Genomic DNA, 3,557 nt, shown 5'->3' with positions numbered 1-3,557 from the left:
AACTGGTCGTGCGACATTATCACGCAGTCATAATCGTTGTTCTTGATCTGATTGAAGAAATTTACGCGGTTGTCAGCCTTGAAACTCTTTTCATCGGCAAACAGTATCCGGGCATTGGGATAGGCACTCTGATATGTCATGGCAATCTCGGCGACGTTGGCTTTCAAGCCGATAATCATCGGTTTGTGAGCCAGCCCAAGACGTTTCATTTCACGCGCTGCTATACACATTATCAGTGTTTTACCTGTCCCCACCTCGTGATCGCACACTCCGCCTCCGTTCTGTTTCAGCATCCATATACAGTCTTTTTGCGACTGGTAAATGGAGTGGATTCCATACCTGTCACCCAATAATTTCATATTCAGCTCAGGGAATGTCTGATGTGAACCATCATACTGAGGGCGCACGAAACAGTTGAACTTGTCATTGTAGAGGTCAACGAGTTTTTCCTTGAACTCCGGCGACTGGGCTTCGAGCCATTCGCTGAATCCGTTTCGGATTTCGTCAATCTTGGTATTGGCGAGTTGGATAGCCTCGTTATCCGGCACTTTGATGTCGTTGCCGTTTTCATCTTTACCTGCCGACTTTTTGATGTCGGGTACGGTATTGTGGAGTGCGTGTTTCAACAGGCTCATTCCATCGTATGTGCGGTAATAGCCTCTGACACAGAACTCCTCCCAGATGGTCATGTTCTTTCTTGATGCCTCCGCCGAGTATTCATCCATAGATGAAGAATAGGCAATCTTCACATCGGTGTGGAATAGATATGACATATAAGCGGAGTAGATACCCGTTGGAATCCATCGCTCACCGAAGTTGAAATCCAGTTCATCGAACTCGATGCGGCGGGGCCGTGCTTCCTCCAACGCATTGAGCGAATCTTTCGACAATGCTATGAAAGGTTCTACACCGTCATATCCGGGAAAGTCCTTTATCCGTTCTTCCTCATGGTCAATCCATGCCCTGACATTATCGGCTTTTGCCACTACATTTCCAGCAATGAAACGGTCTTTGACCTCATAGCTGCTGACAAGCGGATTATAATATATGTGTCCTTCAAGGTTATCTACCAATGAATCCTCATCCATATCCACAAGCGATGACATATATTCAAGGTTGACGACACCATATTTATTAAGTGATGCAGTCAGTGCCTCCAGCGGTGTATCCACCGAAGTAACCTCGTCAACCGCGAATGATACCGGATGGTCGAAAATGTCAGCCTTGACAAACCGACCATTCTCGCCCCGCTCCAATGCCAGTGCGTCCCTGCCGTTGGCATCCATGAGGATAAATTTTACATTCTTTTTCTCATTTAGGTTGCCGTATTTCTCCACAAACTCATCATAATACTGATTGAGGTGTTCGCGCAGATGTTCTGACGGTTCATGGGTCTCAGCCTCATAGTTATAAAGCTGCTGATAAGTTTCCGACAGAGTGACATAGAGCATGGCGCGTTTCGCCTGTTCCGGCTTCAATTCCAATGGATTGAATGTAGCACCATTCTTGCGGACTTCCGAGAGGAAGCCCACAAGACCGTCCTGCACCACCATACTGCCGTTGTGGTGGAAGAACTGAATATCCTCCGAGAAAGGACGGGGTGACATATCCACCTCGGCCTTCTCCGGCTTTTTCGCCTCCACTATTGGCTGTCTGCTGGGAATGAAGTAGCCTTCGGTTTTCTCGATTACAGTGCCACCCTCGACGATAGTTTCGGATTTATAATCCTTATCGGCTTCTTTTTCAGCCGCCTGACGCTCACGTTCCGCAAGCTGGGCGTATGCGATTGACATCATCGCTTCGTAGAATCCGTTGATAGGCGGATTATCGTCCCAGTTCAGAGAACCGTAAAATTCCAGCTCCTTGTCAGTGAGCGGTCGGAATTTGTTTATGGGTAACGGTTTGGCATCAGCCCACGGTTTCGGCTTTTCGACCGGCTTTTCCTCCTTCTCTTTCTTTGGCACGGCGGGACGCTGGTGTTTTGGCGCGTCCCTCGGCTCCAGTTCTCCGAAAAGGTTATAGGCAAACAGATGCGGGTCGGGATTGTCGGAGTAATCCGGGCCGCCGTCGGTTTCTATTTCCTTCGCCTGTTCCGGAATGGGTGTAGATGGCACACTCTCGGATTGCTCAACCTTCTGTATTTCGGCATTGGGCGTAACAATCTCTACGACCTTTTGCTTGGCGGTCTTTGTCAGCTTCGGGTCTTCGAGCTGCTCACAGATAGCCACACGTTGCCCGGCTCTTACGAGCTTACGCAGGTATGTGTCGAGCGCGTGATGTGGAAATCCGGCAAGCCCTATATATTTGTCACTGCCGTTGGCTCTGCGGGTGAGTGTAATACCTAAAATCTCCGACGCTTTTACCGCATCCTCGCCAAAAATCTCATAGAAATCGCCCACTCTAAACAGCAGTACAGCATCGGGATGTTTCTTTTTCATCTCCTGATACTGTTGCATCAGAGGCGTATTGGTGAGGCTCGACTTCCTTTCTCCTTTAGCCTCCTGTTTAGGCGTAGGAGTTGGAGCAACCGGGTCAGGCGTAGGCGGCTTGATACCGATGGAATTATACAGTTCTATATTAAGGCGTAGATGCAACGACTCGTCAAGTGCCTTTCGCAAATCCTCGGCAATGCCATCGATGCCGTCATCATGGTGGTACACGATAGCCGGTTTTCCATACTGGTCAGTACCCACCTTTGCGTTGGTACAGATTACATTCTGCGGAAACGCCTGAAAGAATTTGTTTCCCGGCACCTTTGTACCACGGTCAACCACAGACTGAATGAAAAATTCTTCATCAGCCGACAATGACTTCTTCCCTGTGTGCTTCTGCAATATAATGAGGTCGCTACCCACATCAGTTCCGGCATTCTCGGAGAATGTGTTATTAGGAAGACGTAATGCCGCCACAAGGTCTGCCTGTTTCACAAGCTCCATTCTTATGAAAGGCGAGGCAGCGTTCATCACACCCTGCGATGTGATAAAGGCAGTCAGACCTCCCTCTCTCACTTGGTCAAGACCTTTGAGAAAGAAATAATTGTGCAACGACTTAGCCGCTTGACGGTAGCCAATCTCCTTACTTACGGCATAAGCAGGGTCTGCAACTGCAAAATCACCGAAAGGAATATTAGAGGCTGCGACATCGAAGTATCCGTTGAAATCACTTTCTATCTTCTCGAAGCCCTCTATTCGGGTCAGAATAGACGGGTGCAGGGCTGACAGAATCTTGCCTGTGAGTAAATCCTTTTCATATGTAAGGACTTCGGCACCGGGATATTTGTCATTCCGCAGGAATGAGTCTATAAAAGCACCCTGTCCGGCAGACGGTTCAAGAAATTTTTTGACATCGACCCCGGCATCTTTCAGCGCGTCGGAAACGGCGTCAACAATCGGCTGTGGCGTATAGAAAGCCGTCAGCGTTGACGCTTTCAGCGACTCCATATAGCGGTTAAACTCCTTGTCGTCATGCGAATAGTCGTGGATAAGGCGACGCAGTTCAACCGTAGGTGCGAACAATTCAATATCCGACTTGCTCCACTTGGCTGCATCCGCCAACTC

At 48.8% G+C, this 3,557-nt stretch carries 1 protein-coding gene; it reads right to left on the bottom strand.

The window, feature by feature from the left end; all coding sequences use genetic code 11:
• A partial coding sequence (locus C5O24_RS11750; protein ID WP_153061371.1) for a helicase-like domain-containing protein occupies positions 1-3,557 on the bottom strand: 3,557 nt, incomplete at both ends.

Source organism: Paramuribaculum intestinale, assembly GCF_003024925.1.
In the GTDB taxonomy this organism is placed as follows: domain Bacteria; phylum Bacteroidota; class Bacteroidia; order Bacteroidales; family Muribaculaceae; genus Paramuribaculum; species Paramuribaculum intestinale.
This window is presented reverse-complemented; position numbering and strand designations above follow the sequence as displayed.